At 59.8% G+C, this 26,088-nt stretch carries 17 protein-coding genes; 11 read left to right on the top strand and 6 right to left on the bottom strand.

The features are described 5' to 3' along the window. The first annotated feature begins 2 nt into the window (after positions 1 to 2). The 9 genes from AB3Y40_RS15330 to AB3Y40_RS15290 all read left to right on the top strand — a co-directional run bounded on the left by AB3Y40_RS15330 (position 3) and on the right by AB3Y40_RS15290 (position 20,004). A complete protein-coding gene (locus tag AB3Y40_RS15330) occupies positions 3 to 1,115 on the top strand; it encodes a hypothetical protein (RefSeq protein WP_369439749.1) in 1,113 nt (370 codons plus the stop codon). After that, entirely contained in the window at positions 1,105 to 2,598 is a 1,494-nt protein-coding gene (locus AB3Y40_RS15325; RefSeq protein ID WP_369439748.1) for a hypothetical protein, read from the top strand. The genes AB3Y40_RS15330 and AB3Y40_RS15325 overlap by 11 nt, the downstream gene beginning before the upstream one ends. 169 nt (positions 2,599 to 2,767) lie before the next feature. Next, positions 2,768 to 9,034, top strand: coding sequence for a hypothetical protein (locus AB3Y40_RS15320; protein ID WP_369439747.1), 6,267 nt, complete (start codon positions 2,768 to 2,770; stop codon positions 9,032 to 9,034). A 141-nt stretch (positions 9,035 to 9,175) separates the two neighbouring features. Then, positions 9,176 to 10,507, top strand: coding sequence for a type VI secretion system baseplate subunit TssK (tssK, locus tag AB3Y40_RS15315; protein WP_369439746.1), 1,332 nt, complete (start codon positions 9,176 to 9,178; stop codon positions 10,505 to 10,507). Beyond that, positions 10,507 to 12,060: a type IVB secretion system protein IcmH/DotU gene (icmH, locus tag AB3Y40_RS15310; protein ID WP_369439745.1), complete on the top strand. Its 1,554-nt coding sequence runs from the start codon at positions 10,507 to 10,509 to the stop codon at positions 12,058 to 12,060. Before tssK ends, icmH begins: the two co-directional genes overlap by 1 nt. 41 nt (positions 12,061 to 12,101) lie before the next feature. Beyond that, entirely contained in the window at positions 12,102 to 15,659 is a 3,558-nt protein-coding gene (gene tssM, locus AB3Y40_RS15305) for a type VI secretion system membrane subunit TssM (RefSeq protein WP_369439744.1), read from the top strand. Positions 15,660 to 15,663: 4 nt separating this feature from the next. Continuing rightward, complete coding sequence (tagF, locus tag AB3Y40_RS15300) at positions 15,664 to 16,497, top strand: type VI secretion system-associated protein TagF (protein WP_369439743.1); 834 nt, start codon at positions 15,664 to 15,666, stop codon at positions 16,495 to 16,497. A gap of 10 nt (positions 16,498 to 16,507) precedes the next feature. After that, positions 16,508 to 17,254, top strand: a complete 747-nt coding sequence (locus tag AB3Y40_RS15295) for a PP2C family protein-serine/threonine phosphatase (RefSeq protein WP_369439742.1) — start codon at positions 16,508 to 16,510, stop codon at positions 17,252 to 17,254. 14 nt (positions 17,255 to 17,268) lie between these two features. Next, the gene (locus AB3Y40_RS15290) at positions 17,269 to 20,004 is read left to right on the top strand and encodes a serine/threonine-protein kinase (RefSeq protein WP_369440238.1); all 2,736 of its coding nucleotides are present in this window, start codon (positions 17,269 to 17,271) and stop codon (positions 20,002 to 20,004) included. Between the two features lie 77 nt (positions 20,005 to 20,081). On the opposite strand, the gene AB3Y40_RS15285 is transcribed toward AB3Y40_RS15290, so the two are convergent. The 6 genes from AB3Y40_RS15285 to AB3Y40_RS15260 form a co-directional block, all read right to left on the bottom strand. Beyond that, positions 20,082 to 21,425, bottom strand: coding sequence for a hypothetical protein (locus tag AB3Y40_RS15285; protein ID WP_369439741.1), 1,344 nt, complete (start codon positions 21,423 to 21,425; stop codon positions 20,082 to 20,084). Further along, a complete protein-coding gene (locus AB3Y40_RS15280; RefSeq protein ID WP_369439740.1) occupies positions 21,422 to 21,826 on the bottom strand; it encodes an ExbD/TolR family protein in 405 nt (134 codons plus the stop codon). The genes AB3Y40_RS15285 and AB3Y40_RS15280 overlap by 4 nt, the downstream gene beginning before the upstream one ends. A 1-nt stretch (position 21,827) precedes the next feature. Then, a complete protein-coding gene (locus tag AB3Y40_RS15275) occupies positions 21,828 to 22,280 on the bottom strand; it encodes an ExbD/TolR family protein (protein ID WP_369439739.1) in 453 nt (150 codons plus the stop codon). Positions 22,281 to 22,286: 6 nt separating this feature from the next. Next, a complete protein-coding gene (locus AB3Y40_RS15270; protein ID WP_369439738.1) occupies positions 22,287 to 22,928 on the bottom strand; it encodes a MotA/TolQ/ExbB proton channel family protein in 642 nt (213 codons plus the stop codon). A gap of 55 nt (positions 22,929 to 22,983) precedes the next feature. Further along, positions 22,984 to 23,427 carry a hypothetical protein gene (locus AB3Y40_RS15265; RefSeq protein WP_369439737.1) on the bottom strand — a complete coding sequence of 148 codons (444 nt, stop codon included), beginning with the start codon at positions 23,425 to 23,427 and terminating at the stop codon, positions 22,984 to 22,986. Between the two features lie 91 nt (positions 23,428 to 23,518). Then, entirely contained in the window at positions 23,519 to 23,815 is a 297-nt protein-coding gene (locus AB3Y40_RS15260) for a hypothetical protein (protein ID WP_369439736.1), read from the bottom strand. Between the two features lie 138 nt (positions 23,816 to 23,953). Here AB3Y40_RS15260 and AB3Y40_RS15255 point away from each other — a divergent pair, with 138 nt between their 5' ends. Both AB3Y40_RS15255 and AB3Y40_RS15250 read left to right on the top strand, forming a co-directional pair. Continuing rightward, positions 23,954 to 24,364 (top strand): DUF1036 domain-containing protein, encoded by a 411-nt coding sequence (locus AB3Y40_RS15255; protein WP_369439735.1) that lies wholly within the window; start codon positions 23,954 to 23,956, stop codon positions 24,362 to 24,364. Between the two features lie 68 nt (positions 24,365 to 24,432). Then, positions 24,433 to 26,082, top strand: a complete 1,650-nt coding sequence (locus AB3Y40_RS15250; protein ID WP_369439734.1) for a caspase family protein — start codon at positions 24,433 to 24,435, stop codon at positions 26,080 to 26,082. The last annotated feature ends 6 nt before the right edge of the window (positions 26,083 to 26,088 follow it).

The following is a 26,088-nucleotide window of genomic DNA, read 5'->3' as shown; positions in this document are numbered from 1 at the left end:
CCATGCGCCGCGTATTGATCATATGCGCTGTTCTTGCGCTGGTCGCCGCCGCCGCGTTCTGGGCGTTTCAGATGTGGCAGGTGAACCGTTTCGCAAGCGGGTTGGAAGATGGGTTGAACAATCTGGCCGCGCAGTCGGCGACCCGCACAGCACAGGCCGAAGAAGATGCTGCGCAGATGGCAAAGGAAAGTAAGGAGATGACCGTGAGCACCAATTTTCCAGACGCGCCAGATCTGGTGACAGAGGTCGCTGGGGTCATCCTGGACGGCGCTGTGCCGACGCCCGATCAGATCGCGGCGCTGGGAGACGACCTTGATCGCAGCTGGTCGATGCCATTCTCAGCTGATGCGCCGACTTTTGGGCATACCCTGCTGCGTGAGGCTGTCTTGGCACGCAACTTTGAAGCGACGCAGGCGCTTGTCGCGGCTGGGGCAAATGCCCGGTTCAACGCCGATGAAATGGCGTTTCTGGCGGTGACCTATCACACCGAAGGCTGGCGCGTTTGGTTCCCGGATTACCGGCCTGGAATGAAGTTTCTAAACCTGTGGCTGGAACAAGGCGGTTCGCCAGCTGCGGTGAATAACTACTATTCCAGCATTGGAGACTTGCTGCACGCAACGCCGCGCGACAATCTGGAGGCCGCAATGGTCTTATTGCAGAATGGCGCGGACGGTTGGTTGCGACACAAACCCGCGGACGCCGATCCCGATGATACCTTCGTGTTTGACAGCTATTTTGAAGGTTTGGCGAACGCCAATCTGATGAGTTGCGAGCTGATTTTCAGACTGGCACAAGCGGAACTGTTGAAGCCCGGTCCAACCGATGTCGTTGACGCCTTCTTTGAACGTTACGAGCGTGTTGCCGATCAGTATCGCGATGCGTCTGGTCCCAGTGATCTGGCAACGGCTTGGGGCTTGGGCCGTGCGATGGAGGCGGCGTATACAAACCTGGGCCGCACACCCAATGAGGCGGCGCAGGCCGTCATAGACCTGACTATCCCCGACGACATCGGCGGCTTCTTTCTGGCGCCCACAGAAATCCGGTCTGACGATGACCCGGATCAGCGTGTGAACAACGACAATCAGGTCGGCAAAGAGAAGTGGCATGACGGGTAGTTCGACCAGCACCGGTGACGCAATTTCCGACCTGTGTGTGCAATACGCAGGCCTGCTAAACCTTGATATTTACGATAGCCAGAAGGCTGACCTCCCGCCTGAGCTGCGCCCGAAGCTAGATGAGGTCAAACAATACTGGACCATGAAATGGGAGATGAAGAACTCTGACGGGTTTCTGTGCCGCTTTTACGAACCCAAGGCGGGCAACGACAACGACCCGGATTCCGTGTGTCCGCCCGTCTTGGTGTTTCGCGGTTCGGACAGCGAGCCTGAGGACTTCGCGGAAATTGCGATGGGGCTACAGCTCAAATTCAACTTTGATCTCGATACGCCCTTGGCCTCTGCCCGCTTTGTTGAAGATCAGGTATTTGATAAATCCGCTGGCGCAGGGGACCTGATGGGCAAGACGATGGCAGAGCTGTCGCAGCAACTGCCTCTTCGCGAAAACCTGTTCAGCAATCTCGCGGGCGAAAAGACAGTGCGGGTCGGGGGTTGGCGGTGGGCGCGATCAACCTTGACCGTGAAATGGACAGCCTCTGCAGCACTGTTTTATGGTACCAACGGCGATTGGGCGGTGAATTTTGCGCAAGGGCTGGGGCAGGTGCCGCCGCAATATGTGACTGCCGGTCAGGCCGGTGCCCGTGCCGCAGCCGACGCCAAGAAGGATTGGAACAAGCGGCTGATTGTCACGGGCCACTCTTTGGGTGGCGGTTTGGCTTCGGCCGCCTGCATCCGCATCCTGTCAGAGCATGATGATTTGAATATTCGTTGCGATACGTTCAACGCAGCCGGTTTGCACGCAAATACGGCCAAGGAGATGGGCGGCGATCTGTCGATGGGGTCCGATATCCCGATCCGGGCGCGTCATGTAAAAGATGAAATCCTGAACTCGATGCAGGCCAAGACCCGGATGGTGCCGTTTCTTGCGGACGTTCTGGCTTGGGGCAACAAGACCATGCCGCCAGCCATCGCCAATCCTGCCGCGTCACCGGGCAAGAGCCCCGGGCCAATCGACTTTTCAGGGCTCGCAAGGGACTATGGTGCCGCTTTTGAGGCGATGCCGATCTTGTTCACTATTGATAACCAGACGCTTGGCGACAAGTTCGAAATCATGAATGAAATCGTGGCGTTAGCCAATGCTTCGCCTGATATCAACGTTTTCGTCAGCAAACTGGTCGACTACATTTTCAACAAGCTTAAGACCGGGGATGTGATCACCTATACAGAGGTCTACCGGATCGTGCAGGGGGCCAGCGGCGATGGGGTCAGCGCGGACCTTGGCAGGCAAATCGGAAAGGCCTTTGTGGAGGGCACGGACCCGCCGGATCTGGATTTGGGGGACGAGGATTACCACAACACGATTCTAGAACCCTTTGTGAATACCTTGCTGAAAGAAGCGGTTCTGCTGGGCCAGATCATGCTTGCGTCAGGCATCTATCACACCTTCCCGCCGTGTGCGTATACGTTCCACCTACGGCAGTAGCTTTTTGGTTAATCTCCTTTAAGGTGTAGGAACATACTGCGAAAATGACCGTTGCACCCGCGACCACAGTGCCGCGGCAATGGGTCGTTAACCAATGTTTCCTGTTGATTGCAGCGCCTTACCGTGTTTCGGTCTTTGTTAACGGTTATTTTACCAAAGGAATTGCGTCATGCGTGCCCTGTTGACATCACAGCATCCCCGCACCCCGCTCAAAGCGCGTTTGCTTGGGACCTCTGCCATTGTTCTGGCAACCACATTGATCGGCGCCGGATTGCCCGCACCGCTGACGGCGGAAACTCTCTATTACGATAATACAGGTGACACGAGTTCGGCCCCGCTTGAGACAACAGATGGAATCTGGGACGTTTTCACAGACAGTTGGAACAACGCCGCGGATGGCAGCGGGACGCACAAAAGGTTTCGGAACAATCCGGCGAATGATGTGGTCTTTGGAGCGACGGGTGTCAAAGTGGATTTGCAGTCCTCGGTCCGCCCGGTGTCCATCACTTTTGACGTAAATGGCTATGTGATCCGTCCGGATGCGGGCGCGACAAATCCTGAAATCGTTGTGCGCGGAAGCGGGGCGTCCGATCTTGCGATTGACGTGACCAACGCCTCTGACGTGGCACAGATCTCGGCCAAGATTTCAACCAAGGGTGATACGGGTCGGACGATTACCGTGAACGCATCTGGTGCGGGCACCCTGCGCCTGACCGGCGATAACTCGGAAGCTGTCGGGACACTCAACCTTGAGGGTGGCCTTCTGACCAACCTCGCGGACTACGGCGGTCGGATCAACGTGAACGGTGGCCAGATGCTGGCGCTGGGCGGTGATATCCAAGATGTCATCACCGTGGATGGCGGTGAGCTGATTTTGCAAGGCGGCACCTATTCGACGACTGGCGGCAACGGTCAGATCGACCTGACCAGCGGCTCAGTCAAGGTGCGCCACGGGTCCGACGCCGCGACAGATGCGGACCGGCTTGTAGATGTGAACGTCAATGGTGGTGATCTTACCATCGTCAACGGCAACACGTTGACCGGCACTATCACCCAGACCACCGGTCAGGTGACGAACGAGGGTGTCTATGTCGGCACAGCATCAGTTGAAGGTGGAACATTCACCAACGAAGGTGATGTAACGGGCGGCATTGATGTCAGCAGCACAGGTGCGTTGGTCGTTGAAAGCGGCACAGTCACCGGCACCATCACAAATGCCGACACCGGCTCGATCCTGCTAAGCGGCGGGACCATAACAGCGGGCGTCGAGAATGATGAAGGCACAACAACGGTCGACGGAATGGTCGCGGCGACCATCACAAACGGCACGGATTCCACAAACGGTACGCTGAATATCCTGGCGACAGGCGTCGTCACTGGCGGTGTTGTCAATGAAGGCGGCACCACGACCAATGATGGTGAGGTCGTTGGCACGGTCGCAGCAAACGGCGGCACCTTTGACAACAACAGCACGATCACCGGCACTGTCTCTGCGTCTGGAGGTGGTATTTTCAACGCCAACAGCGGATCAACGATCACCGGGTTGGTTACCAATCAGGGTGGCGACATCAATGCGCTGGGCGGTGGCTTTGATACTGGTGTGCTGAACAACGCCGGTTCTTTTGACGTTATGGTCAATACCACTGCTGATGTGACCAATGCCGGGGGCACTGTCACGATCGACAATGGCATCACCCTGTCTGGTGCATTTACCAGCACCAATGGCACTACGGACAACTCCGGCATTATTGCTGATGCCGTGACGCTGTCTGGCGGTACGATCAACAACCTTGCCACCGGTGACATCAGCCAGTCGGTCACTTTGTCGAGCACCGGTGAGCTCAACAACGCCGCCGGCGGCGAGGTCTTTGGCCTTGTTACGTTGAACGGCGGGACCGTCAACGATGATGGCGGGACGTTTGCTGCGGGCATTGTGAACAACAGCGGCATTGTGAACCTGAACGCTGCTGCGACGTCGACGGTCGTGCAGAACGAGGGCGGCACTGTCATCGTGGATGCGGCAGCTACTTGGACGCATGACTATGTCAGCAACAAGGGTGCGACCACTAACAACGGCAGCATGATCGGAGATCTGACGCTGTCAGGTGATGCTGCGGATGCGATCGCGGATCAGTTCGACAACGTTGGGTCGATTGTCGGCGATATTACAGTCGATGGCAGCGCAATTCTTAACGCACAGCTTGGCAGTTCTCATACCGGCATGCTGACCTTGGATGGTGGTACTGTAAACGCCGATGGAGGGACGTTCACGCAAGAGATTCTGAATCAGGGCGGTGATCTGAACATCACCGGTCCGACGACAGTTGATGTACGCAACACTGCTGGGTTGTTGACGATCGAGAGCGGCGAAACACTGATCGGTGAGGTCGATAACTTTGGCGGTGATATGAACAATTTGGGCACCCTGACCGGCGCGCTTATTGTCGATGGTGGTTTGGTGACCAGCACAGGTGATTTCAGCAGCACGATCCGGTTGGTGGATGGCGCCGTAGATGCAAATGGCGGGACGGTTACCGGTCAGGCGCGGGTTCTTGATGGACAGATGACCACCGATAGTACCACCTTCCTTGGTGGGCTGCGTGGCCAGGGCGGTACGATCACCGTGGACGGCGATACAATTGCTGATCTGACGAACGTGGGATCTTCTGTCACGGTGCTTGGCGGTCAGGCTTTGACCGGTGCGCTCGTGAACACGGACGGTACCGTTGACAACCAAGGCACGCTGGCCGGAACGGTCAAGGCCAATGGCGGCACGGTTTCATCGAGCGGTATCATCACTGACAAGGTGACGGTCAACGCAGGCGGTACGTTTGAGGCGACGGCAGGCACGCTGCAAGCTGACGTCATCAATTCTGGCGGGATGATCGATGCCACGGGCGGTACGTTCCAGGGACAGTTCCGCACCAACAGCGGCACTACGACGGTCGACGGTGAAATCACCGTTGCGACCTTGTTGAACGCCGGCGGCAATCTTGACATTTTGGCCAACGGCGTCGTGGACGGCGCTGTTAGCAACACGACCGGGACCACGACGCAAGTGGGTCGCGTCGTCGGCGATGTGAACGTGCAGGGCGGCACCTACAATGCGCAGGGGCGCATCAACGCGGACCTCAACAACAATGGTGGATCGATTGTTGTCGACGGGCTACGGGCCGATGGTTCGGTCCGCAATAACTCTGGCACAATAACCGTGGCTGGCAATGGGATCGGTACGCTGATCAATGCGGATGCTTTGGATATTGAGGCCGCGGGCCGCTGGAATGGTGCGATCACGCACAATGGCGGCGTTGCAACAAATGCAGGAACTGTCACTGGTGAAGTGAAGGTCCGCGGCGGCACTTGGACGCAAGAAACGGGTGCCAATACTGTTGGCGTTACCACGTTGACCACCGGCGCGTCGCTTGTGGCTGACGGTGGCCAGTTCGCCGGTGGGATCGTGGCGAATGGCGGTTCGCTTTCGATCACGGGTGATACCTTTGCCGCGATCCGCAACAACGGAATCAACATCACTATCGGCTCTGCCCGGTCGGTGACTGGCGAATTCATGAATAACAGCGGAAACCTGACATTGAACGGTAAGCTGTTCGGTGACCTCAAGGTATCCGATGGAACCGTGACCAGCGGCAACAACTCGCGCGTGAACGGGGCAACCACGGTCAGTGGGACCGGCACGCTCAACTTGAATGGCGGTGTCTACACCGGCGAGGTGCGCGTGAATGCGGGTGACGTCACTGTACAATCCGACACCAATGCCGACATTCGCAATATCGCAGGCAATGTGACGGTGAACGCAGGCGTGTCGCTGACCGGTGAACTCGCCCAATTGGGCGGCACGAGTGCGAACGCGGGGTCAATCACCAAAGCGGTCACGTTGTCCGGCGGAACATTGACCAACACCGGAACGCTGAGTGGCAATGTCCGCGTCTCTGGCAGCGGTGTTTTGGATCACGATGGCGGGACGATCACACGTAACCTGACCCTGACCGGTGGTGATGTGAACCTGAATGGCGGTGATCTGTCACAGTCCATCGTGATCAGCGGCGGTGATGTGAACTTGAATGCCGATACCGCCGTCGAAGTCGTCAATCGCTCGGGTGACCTTTTTGTCAACACCGGGCAGACGCTCACAGGTGATGTGCGCAATCTGCAGGCTGGCTATGTCCGTCTTGATGGCGAGATTGACGGGAATCTGATCAATCGTGGTCTGGTCGACTACTTTGGCGACGTGACGGGCACCCTGACCAACACTGGGACCATCAACACCGATCCAAACGATGCGCGCGCCAAGGTTGCCGCACGGTCGAGCGCGCAGGCCTTTACGCTGAGCGGCCCGACGTCGAACATCGGTGTGCTTGAGAACACGCAGACCGGTAACCTGAATCTGGATGACCGCAATTTTGTTGCCGGGTCCTTTGACAACCTTGGTACGATTAGCATTTCTAACGGCTTCGTGCTTGCCTCGCGCAGCACCGGTACGTTCCGGTCCAACAGTACGCTGACCGTCGATGACGGCACGGTCGCGGGTGATTTGTCGTTTGCCAATGGTGCGACGGTGAACCTCAACGACGCCACGCTTGAAGGTACGGTGACCGCGAACTCTTTGATCACGACTGACGGAACAACCCGTGTCATCGAAGGGTCGTTCCCTGGCGTGCCGGGACCAATTGGCGATGGCAGCATCAACTTTGGCGCAACCGGCGCGTTGCAGGTCAATGGCGATCTGTTCTCGGTCGAAGGTGATCTGACAACCGACGGCGGCTCTGCCCTGACGGTTGCGGCTGGCGCGACGCTGGAAGCGGCCAACCTTACCAGCAACGGTACGCTGAATTTGGGTGCCGGTGCCACGCTGCGGTCGCAAGTCCTGGGGACCAACACAGGCACTGCAACCTTTGCAAATGGTGCGATGGTCGAAGGCGCGTTCTCGAACACAGGTGTCATCATCGGGTCCGGTACATTGAGCTTTGCCGACGGCCTGCGTGGCGGTGGTCGTGTCAATCTGACACGGAACGCTGCAACAGGTGACCGCGTAAATATCGATGGTGATCTAGGTGCGCAAACCTTCAATGTGGACATCGACCTGTCCGGCACAGTTGGCACCGCCGACCAGATCGTGATGTCGCCGGGGTCCTTTGTGACGGGCGATGTTGTGCTAAATTTCAACGTTCTGGACGCAGGTGGCGAACAGGATGTTGATGTTGTGGTTCTGGATGCGGCGAGTGGCCAGGGCGCAATTGACTTTACTGCCGATGGGCTTCCGGACTCTAGCGACCTGCGGTTGACTGATGGCATCATCATCTACGGCCTGTCGCAGAACGATGCCGGTGATCTAGTCGTCTTTGACGCGCTTGATCAGGGCATCTCTTCGATCGCGGGTACAATTGTTCTAGCGCAATCGCTGATCGGTTCAGTCATTAACCGTCCATCAAGTCCGTTCGTTAGCGGCTTGGCGTTCGAAGACGAAAACCCATGTGGTGTGGGTGTCTGGGCGCGTGCGATTGGCGGGTCTGCTGATGCAACTGGCCAGATTGACCAGATCAACGGCACAACAGAGCCTTTCGACAGCAGCATCTCGGCTGACTACTACGGTGTGCAGTTGGGTGGGGACTATGCCTGTTTCAACGGCTTCTATGACGGATGGGACCTTGCGTTTGGCGCCATCGGTGGTGTGAACATAGGTAAGTCGAACCAGCCGATCTTTGCGCCCGATCCGAACCAACCTAGCGGTTTGTCAGGCGTGCAGACTTCGGTCACCGACGTCGATTTTACTCAGGCCTACGGTGGTGTCTACGTTGCTGCCGTGCGTGATCGCCTGGCCGTTGACCTCCAGTATCGGCTTGAAAGAACCGACTATACGGCCACCAATATCGAGGCTGCCGGCGGCGCATCGTTGGGCCTGACCGACGAAGAGTTCTCGTCTGATGGTCGCACGCTATCCGGTGCTGTATCCTATTCGATCCCGATCAAAGAAACGGACCTGACTTTTGTGCCGACCGTTGGGTTCGCCTACAGCACAGTGTCGACCGACCCGATCACCTTTGAAGGGCGCGGTGTGGTGCAGATTGACGACTATGACAGCCGCATTGGTTTCGCCGGTGGCACGCTTACCCGAACCCGTGTGGGTTCAGATGGCGTGTCTGCCTTGACCCAGTTCGGGACACTGACGGTCTACAACGACTTTGCGGATAATCCGACCTCAACCTTTACGCGGGCCGACAACGGCGAAGAGACTCTGATTTCGTCTCAGAACCTTGGCACATACGGCGAGGTTAGCGCTGGTCTGAACTATGTGAAGATTTTGCAGCCCGGTGAATTTGGCGCGGTCAAGCAGTTCAACGCCTCTGTGCGCGGTGACATCCGTGTCAGCGACCGGCTGGAAAGCTGGGGCGTCACGGCGCAAGCCCGCTTCCAATTCTGATCAAAACAAAGGGCCGGGACAAATCCCGGCCCTTAAGCTATTGAGTGGACCGCTTTTTGCGCGGGCCAAGGCTTGACCGCAGGGGGTCAAGGTTCCAGACTTGCCCGCAACGCCCAGCCTATTGAAGATGATTGGATTGCAATGTCGTGGTTTAGCAAGGTTGCCTGGAAAGAAGGTCTGTTTCTGCAGCCGCAACACCTGCAACAAAGCGATCGGTACGTCGAAAAGCTGATCCAGTCTCGGACAGAAGTGATCACGCCCTATCCTTGGGGCATTTCAGAGATGACTGTAGACCGGGACATGGCGCAGCAAGGCCGGTTTGGTCTTCGCACTGTCACCGGGATCATGCCTGACGGGACACCGTTTGATGTTCCTAACGCCGGGGATCTGCCGACGCCAGTTGATGTGCCAGAGGATGCTAAGGGCCTTTATGTCTGGTTGACCCTGCCGGATATGTCCCAGAACGGTCAGGACGTCGGGGTCGGGCCAGAAGCCGCGACAACACGCTATGCGCTGTCATCGGCGACAGTGGCTGACAATGCATCCAATGCGCGGGTCGAGCATCTGATTGAAACCGCGGTCCCAAGGCTGGAACTCGACGTGCGCAAATCTGCCAAGCCGGGGTATCAATGCTTGCGGATCGCGCGGGTCAATGAAGTGCGCGATGGAGTGATTTCGCTTGATGATACGGTGCCACCACCTGCGCTGATCATTGCGGTGCATCCGGTCACCGTGGGATATCTCACCCGTGTCATTGGCTGGATCGAAGCGAAATTAGAAAGCCTTGCGCGTTATGCCTCTGACCCATCGGCGGGCGGCGGTATGCAGGCCACTGATTACCTGATGCTGATGACGCTGAACCGTAACATCGGCGTGCTGCGCCATATGGCGACCAGTCGCGCAGTGCATCCTGAACGGCTTTACGAGCATCTGATTGCGCTGGCTGGCGAATTGGCCACCTTTGATCAGGGTGAACGGATGGCGCGGGATTATGGCGAATATGACCACGGCGACCCCAAAGAAACGTTTGGCCCGGTTGTCGCGGACATTCAGCGCGCGCTTAGCCGTGATGTTGGTCGCGCGGTGCGCCTGAACCTGAACCAAGTACGGCAGAACTCCTATCTGGCCGAAGTAAGTGACCGGAACCTGTTCCGCGACGCTACATTTGTGATCGAGGTCGAAAGCGCCAAGCCGCTGACGCAGGTGCAAAGTCAGTTCCCAGAGCTATGCAAAGTTGGCCCCAACACACGAATGCGCGAGATTGTGACCAACAACTTGCCCGGGATCAGCCTTGTGCATTTGCCAAACCCGCCGCGGCAGATCAGGGTTGTCAGCACCAATGTCTACTTCCTGCTCGAAAAGAACACGCCCATGTGGCAGGAGTTTTCGACCGCGCCTGCCATTGGAATGCACTTTGCCGGTGACTGGCCTGAACTGAAACTGGAACTCTGGGCCATTCCGGAGAAGAACTGATGTCGAAGGACGACGACAAGACAGTCTTCGGGGGTAAGCTGCCGCAGCAGCCTGCCCAACCACCGCGCGCGGCACCCACAGGTCCGTCAGCGGACCGGACGGTAATTGGCGGCGCATTGCCGCCGCAACGGCCTGGACAGGCCGGGATCGGTACGCCTGCGTCTTCGCCGCAAGATGGGAACACCTGGCTGGGTGGTGCCTTGCCACCTGCGTCCCAGCCCGCGCCACCGGGGCAAGCACCCGGCGCTCAGCAGCAGGGATTTTTTCCTGATGTGCCATCGGGGCAACCCGAAGCGCCGCAAGGGCTTCAGACGCCGCGCATCGCGCTGGAAGAGGCTTTGCGCGCGACAGGGCTGGGCAAGGGTGGACCGACGAATCCGTTGTTGGCTGCAGCGGCCAATTTGCTGATCTTGTTTGGACGTCTACGCACCGGCATGGTCGAAATGCAGGCCGAGCCGCTGATGAACCATGTGGTGCGTGAAATTGAGGCCTATGAACGCAACGCTGTGCAAGAGGGCGCAGACCCGCAAGAGGCGCAAATTGGCACCTATGTGTTGTGCGGCACGGCGGATGACATTGTGCAAAATCTGCCCGGCACCGACAAAGGCACTTGGCTGCAATACTCAATGGTCGCGCGATTTTTTCAAAAGCGCGACTCCGGTGTAGGGTTTTTTCAAGAGGCTGAAAAAGCCATGCAGGCCCCGGCCCAGCGTTATGGCCTTTTGGAGTTGATGTTGGTCTGCCTGTCGCTGGGGTTCGAAGGACAGTATCGCACAATGCCGAATGGTGCCGTGGAACTGGCCCGGATCAGGTCGGCGATCTACGAAACATTGCGCCGGGTGAAGCCGCGCCCGGATGAAGATATTGCCGTCAACTGGCAGGCCGTGCCGATGGCCGCGAAGAAACGGTTGGGCGGGTTGCCCATGTGGGTCGCGGCGAGCATTGCGGGCGTTCTGGTCGTCGCGGGCTATGCAGGCATGTCCACCTATATCAACCGCGAAGGCGGGGCGTTGGCGACGCAGCTTTTCCGAATGCATCCCAATGCCGCAAACATCAGTCTGGTCCGCAAGGCCCCGGTGCAGGCCTTTGTGGCGCCCGTGGACACAACGCAGCTGGACCGCATTCGCGTCTCGTTGGCAGATCAACTGGCTGATGGGACGGTTGAGATCGGTGAGAAGGGCGCATTCATTTATATTCGCGTCGGCAACACGCTGTTGTTCCGGTCGGGCAGCGCGACCGTCAGGCCAGAGTTCGCAGAGCTGGCGAGCCAGATCGTTGATACGCTGAATGCCGAACAGGGCCCGGTCCGGGTGCTGGGATATACCGATGATATTCAACCGTCGGGCCGCGGGCTTTACAAGACCAACCTAGATTTGTCCGTCGGACGTGCCGCTGCCGTCAAGGACGTGTTGGATGACCTTATGACAGACCCTGACCGGCTCAGCATCGAGGGCCGGGGCGAAGCGGATCCGATTGCCGACAATGCCACCGCAGAGGGACGTGCATTGAACCGACGGGTTGAAATCATGCTGGCAAAAGAGGGCACGTTTTGAGGTTTTCGGTCCTTTTCCGTTTTCTGAAATGGAAGCCGTGGATGCGCATCCCGCTGATCATCATCGGCATGATCTGCCTGTGTCTGGCGATCTGGTTCGGCTTTGGCATGATCCCGTGGTGGCTGACCCAAGCGGTCTGGTTCCGCGCGACACTTATCGGCGTTTTGCTCGGCATCATCCTACTTGTGCAAATCCTCAAGTGGCGCAAGCGTCGCAAGCTTGCCAAGGAAATGGAAGAAGAGCTGGTCAAAGAACCAGCCGGCGATGGCAAGGTTCTGGCCGAAAAGATGAATTCGGCCCTTGCACGGTTGAAAAAGTCGGGCGGGGCTACGTATCTGTATGATTTGCCGTGGTACATCATTATTGGCCCACCCGGTGCGGGTAAGACGACCGCGCTGAAAAACTCCGGCATCGAATTTCCTGTTGCGGGCGATGAAGACGGCGGCATGGAAGGGTTCGGCGGCACCCGGTATTGCGATTGGTGGTTCGCCGAAGATGCGATCTTGATCGACACCGCCGGGCGTTACACCACCCAAGACAGCGATGCCGAGGCTGACAGTGCAAGCTGGACGTCGTTCCTGCAATTGCTCAAGCGTTCGCGCCCAAATCAGCCGATCAATGGCGTGATGTTGGCGTTTTCCGCCGAAGATATGATGACCTCGACCGACGAGCAGCTGACAGAGCATGCCAACATCGTGCGCGACCGTCTCGCGGAGCTGCACGAAGCGCTGCGCGTTGATTTTCCGGTCTATGTTCTGTTCACCAAGGCGGACCTGATCAGCGGGTTCCGCGAGTATTTCAGCAGCTTCAGCCAGCACCGCCGCAAGGCGGTTTGGGGCGTGACGTTCCAGACCAAGGATCGCACGGCGCAGACACATGACGATGTTGGCCCCGAATTCGACAAGCTGGTCAGCCGCCTTTCGGACGAGCTAATTGACCGCTTGTCCGAGGAACCCGATGGCATCAGCCGGGTCGCGATCTTTGGCTTGCCCGGTCAGATGGCGCTGATGCGCGAAAATGTCAGCGAGTTTTTGCGCCGGGTCTTTGCGCCGTCCAAGCACAAGACAAATGCGATCCTGCGCGGGTTCTACTTTACCTCCGGCACGCAAGAGGGCACGCCAATCGATCAGGTGCTGGGCGCGATGGCCCAGACTGAAAACGCCAGCGGTGCATTTGCGCCGTCTTTCATGTCCGGACAGGGCAAATCGTTCTTCATCCACGATCTGCTGAAACGGGTCATCTTTGAAGAACGCGACTGGGTCAGTCATGACGCCCGCGCTGTGCGCCGCACGGCGATTTTGCGCACCTTGGGCTTCTCTGCCATTTCACTTGCGACCGTCGGCCTTTTGGCGGTGTTTGGGTTCAGTTTCTGGCAGAATTACAACCTGCTGGGCAACGCCGAAGAGGAAACCGGCAAGTACGCCCGTGCCGCCCAAGATGAAATTGCCCGGACCGAAATTGACGATCCGGGGTTGGAGCCGATCTTGCCGTATCTTGACCAACTTCGTGACATGCCGGCGGGTTACGGTGTCGCGACAGAGCCGACATTCTGGGAAGGTCTGGGGTTGGGGCAGCGCGAACGGCTGAGTGTCGCGTCCGACAGTGCCTATGCCGATGCGCTGGAACAGATGCTGCGGCCCCGTCTTATCCTTGATCTTGAAACGCAACTGCCGCAGATCCGCGCCGCTGGTGAGCCCGCCCAGATCTATCGCGCGCTCAAGGTTTATATGCTGCTGGGTGGTCAGGCACCGCAGTCTGACGACGCAGCAGTCAAAGCCTGGTTCGAGGGTATCTGGCGGGAACAGTTTTCCAGCGCGTTTGAGGTCAACCAGCGCGATGCGCTGAACGCCCATCTGGATGCGATGCTGAAACTGGATGACACCCGCGACATTCAGGTCGAAATTGACACCGAAACAGTCAACGCCGCCCGCTCGGCCATCGTGCAAATGTCCCTGGCTGATCAGGCCTATGCGCTGATCACTGATCGCGCCAGCACCGCCGGGCTGGTCGATTTCAATTTGGTGCAGGCCACCGGCAATGACGCCAATCTGGTGTTCATCACCGAGGACGGTTCTGATTTGTCGACGGTAGGTGTGCCGGGGCTTTATACCTACGAAGGCTATTGGTCGTTCTTCTTTGACCAACTGCTGGATGTCCGCGACGCGCTGGAGCGTGACAAATGGGTTCTGGGCGATCAGGCTGATCTGGTGAATTTCGACAACCAGATGCGCGGCCTCGATCAGGCGTTGCAGTCGCGCTATGGGCAGGATTTCCGCGACGCGTGGTACACGATGTTCGGCAACATCAAGCTGGCCAATATGTCTGCGGACAAGCCGCAGTATGACATTCTTGCTGCCGCGTCTGCGCCGTTCTCTTCGCCGATCCTGAAGCTGGTCGAGGCGGTGGATGGCGAAACCCAGTTGATGCGAGAATTGGAACGGATTGCCGCCGCTGCAGAAGAAGCAGAGGCAGCGGCATCAGGTGGTGCCGCAGGTGTGGCTGGAACGCTGGGCAATGTGTTCCTTGATGGTGCGCGCCGCCGTTCGGATCGCGCAGGCAAGGTGCTGCTGGATGCAGCGCGCGACGAAAAAAATCAGAACCGAGTCAGCGGATCTGCCGATGGGCCACTCCGCCCCGTGGAACGCATTCAGGAACAGTTTCGCGACTGGCATGTGATGCTGGAAGGTGCTGAAGGACAGCGTCCGATTGATATCGTACTGGCCGACCTTGCGGCGATCCGCGACAACCTGCGGCTTGCATCCTCGAACCCAGGTCAATCTGCGGCCCTTCTTCCGCAACTCTTGTCCAACCTGACACGCAACAATTCACGTCTGCCCGGCGACTTGCGCGCGTTTGTGAACGACGCCGAAAAGGATTTCCGCAACGAAGCCTCTGACGCGACATTGGCCGAAATGAATCGCGCGCTGACCAATGAGATCGCGTTCACCTGCCGTGAAGAGATCGCATCATTCTTCCCCTTTGCCGACACCCCGCGCCAATTGCCGCCTGGCACCTTTGGTCAGTTCTTCGGTCCCGGTGGCGCGATGGATCGCTACTTCAATACTTATCTGGCCCCGCATGTGATCCGCACAGGTGACGGGTTATCGGTAGATCCCAACAGCCCGCTGGCTGATCGAATCTCGCCTGCGACGTTGCGGCAATTCGATCGGGCAGAAAAAATTCGCCGCGCCTTTTTTGCCGCAGGCACGCCCGCGCCAGAGGTCAAGATCACCGTGCGGCATGTGGGCAACCACGCCTCGGTCGAACAAGCGCAATTGGACATCAACAGCTCTATCATGCTGTCGCGTACCGGTGATCCGGCCAAGGCCTTTGATTGGCCCGGTGCCGGTGGGTCTGCTACGATCCTGCTGTTCCCTTCGCTTGACCGGACTTCTGCCGTTGGGTTCCAGGATGGGCCATGGGCGATTTTGCGGTTGATGAAGCGGGCCGCGTCCATTCAGGACAATGGCGGACAACAGCGTTTGACGTTTAACATTGGCGGCCGGTCGATCAGCTATGACTTTGGCTTTAGTGCCGCGACCAACCCCTTCACCATGCCAGAACTGTCGGCATTCAGCTGCCCGCAGAGCCTGGATTGATGCGATGACCGAGGATCAGTTCACAGACACCATCCCAAGCGTCGCTGTTGGCCTCTACGGCAAGCACCCGGCCTTTGGTGATTTTGTCACGAACGGCCTGCCTGAAACTGCGCAGGCCACGCTCGAAAAGTGGCTGCACCACGTGATGCCCGCAATCCGAGATGGTTGGGGTGATGGATGGGGTGACTTGTTTGATGCCAGCCCGCCAATCCGGTTCTGGTTTGGTGGCGCGCTGGTGGATGAGGTCGGCCCAATCTTTGGCGTCATGGCCCCATCGCGCGACACCGTAGGGCGCCGGTTTCCGCTTGCTGCAGCGGTTGTCGGGTCAGATCAGCCTGCCCCGGTGCATGGCAGCGATCAAGCGATTTACGTGGCTTTGACCGATGCCATGCGCAGTTTTACCCGCGACAGCGACACAGGTGCCAGCGATTATACCGCCCATGTTCAGGCGGCTGTTGCCCCTGTGCTGCCCGGCCCCGCCACCCCGATAGAGCCAGACTTCTGGGCCGCGCGGGGCGATGGCAATTTGCAGCGACTTTGGGGCGATGTGGCAGAGGTTGATCACAACCGCGCCGCTGCGGCACGCAGCTATCTGTGGTGCGAAGGCCCGGGCGGTGCGGCTGTGCACGTGACGCGGGGCTTGCCGGATGCCCCTGTGCTGGCGTGGCTGATGACGGATGCCGTGCGGGCAACCGCGCCTGCAGCCGTGCCAATGCCTACGCTTGATGATGATGATCGGGGCGCGCCCGCAGCGCCCGAAACTGATAGAACTGTGCCGCCTGCGGCTGACAATGAAAACACCGTCTCGCCGGTTGATATGCCACAGATGACGGATTGAGGGGCACTTGATGCAGACCGAATACTTCCTTTTTGAAACGGGTGCTGCGACCGATACCGGGCGCGTCCGTGACCACAATGAGGACAGCTATTTTGTCCGGCCGGAGTCCGGTGTCTGGGTTGTGGCTGACGGCATGGGCGGCCATGATGCGGGCGATTTTGCCAGCCAGACCATCACCGGCGAGATGGAGACCGTCGGCTTTTCCATTTCCGCAGGCGACCTTCAGGCCCGGTTCATGGAACGTTTGGGCCGCGCGCATCACAAGATTGGCGATCATGCCATCAGCCTTGGTGGCGGCACCGTGGGTGCGACGCTTGTCGCGCTTTTGGTCTATGAAGAAAGCTATGCCTGTATCTGGTCCGGGGATAGCCGGATCTATCGGTTGCGCAATGGAACGCTGGAACAGCTGACCCGCGATCATACCGAGGTGCGCGAGCTGCTGGACGCGGGCATGATCAGCAGTGATGAGGCCGAAAACTGGCCCCGCAAAAACGTGATCACCCGCGCCATCGGCGTATCAGAGGAACCAAACTGTGATGTCGTCAGCGGGGAAATCCGGCAAGGAGACATGTTCCTTTTGTGCTCTGACGGGTTGACGGAACATAACAGCGACGAAGATATCGCGGAGGCGCTCAAGCGCGGGCAAACGGCGCAGTCCGTGTGCAATGATCTGATCGCCCAGACGCTTGATCGCGGTGCAAAAGACAATGTGACAGCAGTGGTCGTGCGGTGTTTGCCGCCCGAGCCGTTCTTTTAGGCGGAGGGTGCGTGATGCAAGACGAAACACCTGATCCCGACAAAACGCTGCCACCAAAGAGTGACGCGGAAGAGGCGATTTCGCCGCCGCCAGCTGATCCTGACCGGACAGTGATTGCAGGCGCGGCCCTGCCGCCTGCGGATGATGACCGAACAGTAATTGAACCGATCGCTGATGCAGCACCTGCGGATGATCGCACGCAGATTGTGACAGACACACCTACGCCGGAAGAGGAAGACCGCACGCAGATTATTGCGGATGCACCTGCGGCTGTCGCGCCCCCTTCGGCAGAAGCATTGCCCGAAGATCCGGCATCGGAAGAGGCTGTCTCGAACCCGCCCACTAGCCTGCCGCCAGTGGCAGAGGACAGTGGCATCTCGACCCCGCCAGTCACCGCAGCACCCGTTGCAGAGGCGGACAGCGGCATCGCTTCGCCTCCAAAAACTGAAGCGCCAGCAGAGGGTCAAAGTGACCTCGCCTCGCCGCCTAAGACCGAAGCACCGGCAGAGGGTGAAAGTGGCCTCGCATCTCCACCCAAGACAGAGGCAACGGCAGAAGGTGAAACGGGGATTTCTAGCCCGCCTGTGCCAGAGGATGTTAGCCCAACGGACGAAGGCATCGCGACGCCACCCGACGCGGCTGCTCCTGTGGAAGAGCCAAGTGGCGTGTCGACGCCACCGCCGGTCGTGGCCGCAGCGGTCGCAGAACCAGAGCTTGAAGAACCCGCAGAGTCGCCGAAAGAGCCGTCGATTGCGCCACCGCCTGACGATCTGTCCGACGCGCCAATTGATGCGCCGACCCCTCCCAAGGACGCCGTGCCAGTCGGCACGATGATCAACAACAACTACGAGATCAAAGAGTTGATCAGCGCCGGTGGCATGGGCGAAGTCTTTCGCGGGGTGAACGCCTTTACTGGCGATGCGGTGGCGATCAAGATCGTGCTACAATCACTGGCCAATGACAGCAAGATCGCGGCCCTTTTCATGCGTGAAGCCAAGGTGCTTTGCGGCCTGTCTGACAATGCGATTGTGCGTTATTTCAACTTTGTCAAAGATGCGGACCTCGACCGGTTCTGCCTGATCATGGAGTTCATCGACGGGGTGTCCCTGTCGGACTTTGTGCGTGACGAACGCCCCTTGACCGAAGACGAAGCGCGTGGGCTTCTGCGTCGCGTCGCGCGCGGTCTGGACCGGGCGCATCAGATGGATGTTGTGCACCGTGACCTGTCACCAGACAATGTGATGCTGCGTGATGGAAAGGTGTCAGAGGCCGTGCTAATTGACTTTGGTATCGCCAAGTCGACCGAGATGGCCGAAAACACGTTGCACGGCCAATTGGCGGGCAAATTCAAGTACATCTCGCCTGAACAGCTGGGCCACTTCGGCGGAGAGATCGGGCCGCGCACAGACATTTATGGCCTTGGTTTGTTGATGGCGGCTGCCCTGCGGGGCGAGCCTTTAGATATGGGTGCCTCTGTCGTGGAAGCGGTAAATGCGCGACGGGAAATTCCGGACCTGAGCGACGTGCCAGATGGGCTGCGCCCGTTGCTGGCGCATATGCTGGAACCCGACCCGATCCACCGTCCCGCACGGATGCTGGATGTGATCCGTTTGTTGGACCATCCCGCTGATATTCCTGAAAAATACGGCGGGGTCCGGCCTGTTGCAGATGGTCAAACCAATCCGCCCCAAGGGCAAGCCATGGCCGGGTTGCAGACGCCGGGACTGCGGCAACCGCCAACCCATTCGGGCCAGACCCAACAGCCCGCGACCTTGGGTGGGCAGAGCGTTGTTCCTGCAGCGGTTGACGCCACATCGGCAAGCCCCTTTGGCGGACCAACAGGCGTCGCACCAGGGACCTTTGCTCCGGGAATGACCGCACCGCCTGCGACCTTTGCGCCGGGTCAAAACACGATGGCCGGTACACCGAAACGCCGCCGCGACAGCGAGGGCGGCGGCGGTTTCCTGCGGTGGCTGATGATCCTGGTGGTCATTGCCGGTTTGGGCGGATTTGTTGCGTGGCAACAAGGACTTATTCCGGATAACATGCTGCCGGAAGGTATGCGGCACGCAGATGCGGGCGATACCAATACAGTCGAAGACCCCGTCACCTCTACACCGTCCGGGCCAATGACGCGCGCCAGCTTTCTGGCCAGCTATGAGGCAGGGCCCTGTTCCTATGCCACGCGAATTGCGACAGGCCCCGAGGCTGGAGTTGTTGCGGCTTATGGAAACAACTTGGCCGGGTTTGACAGGCTGGCGGACGATTTTGAGGCGGCATTTGACAGCCGCCCAACAATCCGGACCAGCCCGGTGCCGGACACCCATTGTGCGGCCCTTGATCTGGGTCGAACGCTGCAACAGACCGAAGGTGCGCCGCCCATTTTGGTGTTGGATTCCAATGAGATGCAAAGCGGTGGTTCGATTGTTGGTCGGTTGAGTGACCGCCGCGGCCGCCCGGTTTGGCTGGTGCTGATTACGGCAGCAGGCGGAGTCTATAACCTGACGGACCGGATGACCGAGGGGGCTGATGGAAGTGCCACGTTCAGCTTTGGCCTCAACAGCGATGGCAGCGGCGAAGCGCAGCCGCAGATGATCATGGCAGTCGCATCGGACGCGCCGCTGATCGCGGCAGCGGCGGCCAACAATGGGGCCCGTGCGTCGGATTTGCTGCCGCTGATCGAGGCGGAAATCGCGGGTCGAGAGGGACGCGCCGGGGCCGCGATTGCGGTGTTTGATTTGCTGCCCTAGAGCAGGGCACAACTGATGCACATACCATGCACAAACCGTGCAGGTGCAAGTCCTGACAAGCGTTAACCGTACGGTGGTTAGCGGACCTCGAACGGGATCATGACAAGCGGCACGCTGGTCCCGATTTCGGCTTTGAGGGCGGGAAAGAAATCCTCTGCCAGTTGACCGTTTTGTGCATCCAGTGTCCGGGGGCGGCTATCGGTCGTGAGGGCGATAAGCATCTGGGACGTATCACGTGCAGCCCCTTCGCGGCGCATCGGAACAGAGAAACGGGCGTCGGCGCCGGCAAAGGTCAGATAGCTGCCGATGTCCTGCACCACGCCGTTATCATCGACCAGCAGAAGCGTCACGTAGGCGCCCGCAGCGCGGCCCACCACGCCCGTTAACTCTTCGCCAGATGGTAACCGATCATTTACCACACCGAGTGACAGCCGGAATGCCGGGTAGCTGACGTTTTCGCGGATGAAGGTTGCCGCCGGGCATTGTCGCGGGTCGATCAGCACACCGCGTTGGCCGGGGCGGGGATCAATCTCTTCCAGCACGTCCGCCGCGAAGGCCGAGATGCTGGGTTCGTCGGCGGCCAGCATCACCAGTTCGGGCGCGCCATCCTGCCCCTGTTGCGGCATGGCCACCAGACAGGCATCGGTGGTGTTGGCGCGGATCTTGGCGACCAATTCGTTGACGACGGCCTGCGGACTGCCAGGGGCGGGCGGTTCGGCGGCGGGCCTGCGCGGGGCAGGCGGAGTAAGTTGTGGGCGGGTCGAAACCGGCGCGATCCGGGTGGTGGTTGTGCCAGTGGCAGGTGCCACGGCGATGGGCGCGATAGAGGGTGCGGCTGCCGACAGACGTTCGGGCGACCCGCCGTCGATGGGGGCCAGTGCCGCGACGGTATCGTCATCAGGGCGCAGCGGGCTAAGCGGTTCGGGGGCCAGTGCGGTGGGTTCGGCAGGCACGGGTTCCAGCGCCTCTGGCACAGCCTCGGCGATCTCTGGTTCGACCGGTTCGGCGGCCAGCGGTTCGGGTTCCACGGCTTCGGGTGTCAGCGTTTCTGCCTCAACCGCCTCTGGCGTCTCGGGCGCGGGCAGGTCGGGTTCTTCAGGCTCTGCTGCGGGTTCCGGTTCAGGCTCTGGCGCGGGTTCCGGGGCCAGCGCGGGGAGGTTCTCGGGCGCGTCCGGGTCGGCAACGTCCCCTTCGCCGTCGATCCCTTCCGCGCCAGTCGTGTCAGGGGGCTGTTCGACAACGATGTTGTCGAATTGCAGGCTGGTGACGATGATGTCGGCGGCGGTGTCTTCGTCCGACGGTTGAAATAGCTGCAGGTCGCGGACGAAATCCAGCGCAAAGAAGACCAGACCGACGTGGACTAGGGCCGATAGGCCAAAGGCCTCGGCCCAGTGGATGGGTTTGCCGCCGCGCCCGGTCATGCGTCGTCACCCGGTACGCGCAGGGTGACAAGCTTCATATTGGTGCCCGAGAGTTCTGGGCGGTTGACGATGCCCAACAACGTGCCTGCGGGGGCATCGCCAGAGATCAGGATATGCAGGGTCAGCGGTTGCGGCAGGTCCGCGATGCTGACGCCCAGAAGGTCGGGGGCCAGTGGCTGGCCGTCCAGTTCCCAATTGCCAGCGGGGTCCACCACAAGGATCGGCGAGGGCAGTTGGTCAAGCGGCAGGTCGGTGGTTTCTGCCAGATCGACCCCTTGGGCGGGCGGGTTCAAAAGCTGGCCCGTGGCCAGAAAGAAGAAGATCAGCAGAAGCACGATGTTGACAATGGCCAGTGACACATCAAGTTGAATCGGCTTGCGGGGGCGCGGCAAGGCTTGCATGTCAGGCCCCCCCGCTTTCAGCGATCTGAACAGAGGCGACACCGGCGGCGGTCAGCGCCTCGAGCACGTTGGACAAGTCCTGTACCTGTGCCGTGTCCCGCAGGATCAGCACGACGGCGGCGTCATCATTGGCGGCAAGGGCTGCGGCAAGGGCCGACAGCTGGTCTGGTTCAAAGCGCTGGCCCTGTGCTGTGACTTGTCCGGCGTCGACGGTCCAGATGGCGGCATTTGCCGGGGCTTCGGCGATTTCGTCCGGGATCGCCTCGCCCGTGCTTTGTGCGCCCTCTTCGCCAGTCAGTCCGGTTTTGAGGGTCAGCAAGGAATAGGGGGCGAGGTTTGAGGACAGCATGAAGAAGATCAACAGCTGGAACATCGCGTCGGCCAGAGGGGTCAACACAAAGTTGTAGCGCCCGGTGTGCCGGGGCAGCGCAACCTTTGATCGGGTCTTGGACATGCCGCCCTATTGCGGGGTGTTGGCGTCAACGCGCCCGTGGATCGCCGCAGAGATCAGGGTTTCGATGGACTGGCGTTCGTTTTCGATCCGCCCTTCGAGCCAAGTGGCGATGAAGTAGGTGATCAGCGCGATGGCCAGACCGGCGGCGGTGGTGGTCAGCGCGGTCCAGATGCCGCCGGCAAGCTGGGTCGGGTCCACAGCGCCATCGGCACCGGCAAGGGTCGAGAAGGCGTCAATCATGCCGATCACCGTGCCCAAGAGGCCAAGGATAGGTGCGGCTTGCACCACGGTTTCCAGCACCCGCATCCGGCTGGTCATGTTGGAAAGTTCGACAAGGGCGGTTTGTCTGCCGAGTTCTTCCGCGAATTCCTGATTGTCGGGGCGCGCGCGCAGGCCCGAGAAGACCGATTGCAGCACGCGGGCAAGGACGAAGCGGCGTTCGGCAGCACGGCTGAGGGCGGCATCGGCGCGGCCACCCAGCCAGTCTTCCAAGATGTCTTCGGCTGCGCGGCCTTTGCCCACACCCATGCGCGCGAATTGGAATACCTTGAAGAAGGCCACTGTCACCGCCAGCAGCGACATGATGGCAAGGGCGCCGAACACGGCAAGAGTGGACGTGTTGAGGGCCGATAGGTCAGGAGCGTTCATGGAATGCCTTTGTCATCAAAATCAGAGGCCCGCGACGGTGCGCGGGCCGAAGCGATCAGATCCCGAACTGGATCGTAGAACGTGAGGCGGTGACCAGACCGGAAAGGCAGAAGTCGCCCTCTCCCGTGCCGTCGGCCAATGTGCAGGCAGCAACGTCATTGACCACGATGCGGCTGAGGCCGGTGCAAGGTTGGTCGGAGAGGTCAAACTGCACGACTTTGGTCTTGCCCACGGTCAACGCACCGAATTCCAGCACAAGGATTCGGCTGACGACACCGTCCGCGTTGAACACCGCAACCTCGTAGGCGGTCTGGGCCAGTTCCTGACCGGTTTTGTTGGTCGCCACATAAGTCAGACGGCAACCACCGGCGGTGGTTTCTGCGGCGTTATTCAATTCAAGCGAGAATTCAGCGGCGTCTTGGGCTGCGGCAGGCAGCGCGGTCAGCGCAAGCGACCCAGCAAGGACGGCGGCGCGTTGGATGTTTTTCAGCAATGACATGGCTTCCCCGGACAATAATGATGTGGCGCAATGGTATTAGACCCATCGCGGTTTTGTCTATGGCTGATCGGGGTTTGATCGTGGTTTCAGGTCAGCGGAAGACCCCAACGCTCCACCCTGCTGATTTCAGCATCAATTGGTGCAACTGATCCTGTTCTTCCAGCGGCATATCAACCAGCGTGGCGGGTACGCCCTGATTCAGCAGGGTTTGGTAGGTAGCGATTGTGACGTTGTGGGTTTCCGTCGCGCGACCAATCCGCACAGTGACCATCTGGTCTGCAAACGATTGCTGCAGTTTCGCGGCACCGGGATCAAAGGCGAGGGCCATCGCAGGAGTCACACAGGTCGCCACAATGGCAATCACGGTGCGGAGGGTCGAAAATTCCATCAGGAATATCCTTATCCAAAGTCACAGACGCCCCAGCAATGCGTGGTCTATGACACAAATTGGCCTATCAGGCAAAGGTTGCGGGGTCGTGAACGGGTTTGCGTTCGCATTCGCGCAGCGGCGTTGTATCAATGCCCCATGCCCCGGTTCGCCCTCTCTGCCTTGTTTGCACCTCTGTTTTGCGCCCTGCCCATGCAGGCCAAGGCCGCTTTTGCCGTGTGCAATCAGTCATTTGACGTGGTCAACGTGGCCATCGGCCAGTTCGAGGAAGACACGTTTGTCACGCGCGGGTGGTGGACGATTGGCCCCAACCAATGCGCCAATGCGATCAAAGACAGCCTGACGGCGCGCTATATCTATGTTTTTGCGCAGGACGTCTTTGGCAATGAAATCATGAATGGCAGCACACCGATGTGCATCGGCACCAACCGGTTTGTCATTCGCGGGGTCGAAGATTGCCTGATCCGGGGGCATTTGCCTGCAAACTTTGTTGAAGTAGACACGCAGCAGACCGAACGCTGGACCCTCTTTTTGACGCCGCAGCCCTAGCTTGAACGGGTTGGTTGCAGTAGCCTGAGGCTGGAAGGAACGTGATGATGTGGCGCTGGAACAGACCCATGACCGATCTGGCTCGCTTTGGCGGGGTGGCGGGCTTGTGTCTGGCCGCTGGTCAGGCTGCAGCGCAGGACCGCAATGCGCTGGTCATCGCCAACACCGGATATGCCGCAGAGGCAGCATTGGACGGGTTGCGCCGGGATACCGAAAAGATGTCAGAGGCGCTGTTTGGCCTCGGCTTTACTGTTACGCGGCTGGAAAACGCAGCGAAGTCGGACATTGATGCAGCCTTGGCAGATTTGGCCGCGAAAGACGGGCCAGGTGTTGTCTACTATGCGGGACACGGCTTTGCGCTGGACGGGGTCAGCTATGTGCTGCCCGTCGGGGCCGCCGGCGAGACACCGGAAGAGACCGCAGCCGCGTCGGTGCAGGTTGTCGATTTGCTGGGACGCGACGGCGCGAGGGTTGTGATGCTGGACACCTGCCACGGAGCGGCGTCGCAAGGCATTATTGGCGCCGGCGCGCTGGATGCGTCCCTGGCCGAGGTTGCGGCTGTCACGCCGGATCTGGCGCTGTTCAGTGCGGTGCCGCCCGGGGTCGCCTGCCCGGCAGAGCAGGGCGATAACCTGACAGCGGTGCTGCTTGACAGGTTGACCGTGCCGGGGCTGCCATCATCGGAATTGCTGCCACCGAGGCCAGAGCCGGTGGTGGAGATCGCAGAAGACGGCACCGAAACGGTGATCTCGCAAGCCGGATTGTGGGCCGCATCGACGCTGCCGGACCCTTTTGTTTTCCGTCCCGCGACCAGTGGTGTGGCGTTGACCCAGAAGGACTATGAGATGCTTGAAAGCGTCTCGCCTTCGGCCCGGGCGCAATTGTTGGCAATGTGGCAAGACGCCGGGATCGCTGTGGATTTCGCTGGTGAGGTGCCAGAGGCCCCTGCCAGCGTCGGCACCGTGACAGAAGAAACCGTCGTGCTGATGGAACCAGTGCGCCCGGTCAGCGTGGCAAGTGCGGTGTCGCCCGTGTCCGTCGCGGCGTCCAACGTGGGGCAGGTGCAAGGCGATGTGTCGATCCTGACTGTGGCCCCGCAGCCTGTGTCGTCCGCTCCGCGCCCTGTGCCCGGCGCTGGCGGCTTACCAACACCGTCGATCATTGTGGGTTACCCCGAAGAGGTGGTCGAGGCGAGCTTTGACGTGGCACCAGATGATGATGGTGCAGCCGTGGGCGGATCGGAAGTCAGCGCCGAGGATGTGGCCCTGCGCCGCGACTTTGCCGAAAACAACCGAGAGCTTTACCTGAACCTTGTCGAGAGTGGCGCGTTTGATCCGCCAGAGCCGCAATTGGCCCGGTCGATCCAGACAGAGATGAAGCGGATGAACTGCTATTATGCAGAGATTGATGGCATCTGGGGGGGTGGGTCGCGCCGGTCGGTCACGCTCTATTTCTCGCAGTTTGGCGGCGAATACGCCGGGCAGGATCCGTCGATTGCATTGTGGCGTCAGATCCTGTTGAAGGACGATGTGCGCTGTCCTGATCAGGTCATCGCGGCCCCTGCGCCACGCCAGAGCACAACACAATCCGCGCCGCGTCGTCAGACCACAACGCAGTCCGCACCGCGCCGCGCGACGCCTGCGCCAGCAGCCCCTGCGCCTGCTGCACCGGCCCGCCGCACGCTTAGCAATACCGGCGGTACGGGCGTGTTCCGCTAGGCGCGC

The organism is Yoonia sp. R2331, from assembly GCF_041103235.1.
In the GTDB taxonomy this organism is placed as follows: domain Bacteria; phylum Pseudomonadota; class Alphaproteobacteria; order Rhodobacterales; family Rhodobacteraceae; genus CANMYO01.
Note: the sequence above shows the minus strand (reverse complement) of the source record. Positions and strands in the feature narration are given on the sequence as shown.

What these genes read in the sequence shown, in the direction of transcription:
- AB3Y40_RS15270 (WP_369439738.1), bottom strand. Translation starts at nt 22,928, where the DNA reads ATGAACGCTCCTGACCTATCGGCCCTCAACACGTCCACTCTTGCCGTG.
- AB3Y40_RS15255 (WP_369439735.1), top strand. Translation starts at nt 23,954, where the DNA reads ATGCCCCGGTTCGCCCTCTCTGCCTTGTTTGCACCTCTGTTTTGCGCC.
- icmH (WP_369439745.1), top strand. Translation starts at nt 10,507, where the DNA reads ATGTCGAAGGACGACGACAAGACAGTCTTCGGGGGTAAGCTGCCGCAG.
- AB3Y40_RS15295 (WP_369439742.1), top strand. Translation starts at nt 16,508, where the DNA reads ATGCAGACCGAATACTTCCTTTTTGAAACGGGTGCTGCGACCGATACC.
- tssK (WP_369439746.1), top strand. Translation starts at nt 9,176, where the DNA reads ATGTCGTGGTTTAGCAAGGTTGCCTGGAAAGAAGGTCTGTTTCTGCAG.
- AB3Y40_RS15280 (WP_369439740.1), bottom strand. Translation starts at nt 21,826, where the DNA reads ATGCAAGCCTTGCCGCGCCCCCGCAAGCCGATTCAACTTGATGTGTCA.
- AB3Y40_RS15275 (WP_369439739.1), bottom strand. Translation starts at nt 22,280, where the DNA reads ATGTCCAAGACCCGATCAAAGGTTGCGCTGCCCCGGCACACCGGGCGC.
- AB3Y40_RS15265 (WP_369439737.1), bottom strand. Translation starts at nt 23,427, where the DNA reads ATGTCATTGCTGAAAAACATCCAACGCGCCGCCGTCCTTGCTGGGTCG.
- AB3Y40_RS15325 (WP_369439748.1), top strand. Translation starts at nt 1,105, where the DNA reads ATGACGGGTAGTTCGACCAGCACCGGTGACGCAATTTCCGACCTGTGT.
- AB3Y40_RS15330 (WP_369439749.1), top strand. Translation starts at nt 3, where the DNA reads ATGCGCCGCGTATTGATCATATGCGCTGTTCTTGCGCTGGTCGCCGCC.
- AB3Y40_RS15250 (WP_369439734.1), top strand. Translation starts at nt 24,433, where the DNA reads ATGACCGATCTGGCTCGCTTTGGCGGGGTGGCGGGCTTGTGTCTGGCC.
- tssM (WP_369439744.1), top strand. Translation starts at nt 12,102, where the DNA reads ATGCGCATCCCGCTGATCATCATCGGCATGATCTGCCTGTGTCTGGCG.
- AB3Y40_RS15260 (WP_369439736.1), bottom strand. Translation starts at nt 23,815, where the DNA reads ATGGAATTTTCGACCCTCCGCACCGTGATTGCCATTGTGGCGACCTGT.
- tagF (WP_369439743.1), top strand. Translation starts at nt 15,664, where the DNA reads ATGACCGAGGATCAGTTCACAGACACCATCCCAAGCGTCGCTGTTGGC.
- AB3Y40_RS15320 (WP_369439747.1), top strand. Translation starts at nt 2,768, where the DNA reads ATGCGTGCCCTGTTGACATCACAGCATCCCCGCACCCCGCTCAAAGCG.
- AB3Y40_RS15285 (WP_369439741.1), bottom strand. Translation starts at nt 21,425, where the DNA reads ATGACCGGGCGCGGCGGCAAACCCATCCACTGGGCCGAGGCCTTTGGC.
- AB3Y40_RS15290 (WP_369440238.1), top strand. Translation starts at nt 17,269, where the DNA reads ATGCAAGACGAAACACCTGATCCCGACAAAACGCTGCCACCAAAGAGT.